The sequence below is a fragment of the Nostoc sp. PCC 9305 genome, assembly GCF_963920915.1.
Taxonomy (GTDB): Bacteria; Cyanobacteriota; Cyanobacteriia; order Cyanobacteriales; family Nostocaceae; genus Nostoc.
On sequence record NZ_CAWUDN010000281.1, the window covers coordinates 1 to 364 of the forward strand.

1 protein-coding gene is annotated in these 364 nt (G+C 67.0%); it reads right to left on the reverse strand.

Features of this window, described 5'->3' with window-relative positions:
- Positions 1-225, reverse strand: a 225-nt coding sequence (locus ACM0OX_RS35790) for a hypothetical protein (RefSeq protein ID WP_414519963.1), incomplete at its 3' end; no start/stop codon positions are given.
- Positions 226-364 lie beyond the last annotated feature (139 nt).

A 364-nucleotide genomic window follows, 5' to 3' on the forward strand; every position in this document is an offset into this window, starting at 1 on the left:
GCGGGCCTGTGCCCAGTAGTGACCGTCGGCGGCGCGCATGACCTGTGCGGGACGGCCTGTGGCAGGCTCCAGTACCGTGGCCTGAGCCTGGACGACCGGGATCGGCGCCGACGCCGCCAGCGCCTCTCCGCCGCCTTCGAAGTGACGAATGACCAGGGCCGTGCTGAACGCGGCGAGCAAGGCCCCGCTGAGAACGGCTGCAGACTGGAAATCGACACGGATCATCAAAGGCGCTGTGGCTGCATCGCAAGACGCGACATCGCCGTTCTAGGCGCCCGAGGTTGGGATGCCGTGAAGCGACTTGGCTGATGAAACCTTAAAGCTTGGACGGATCGACCTGCGAGCGCCGCGACGGCAGGTCCGC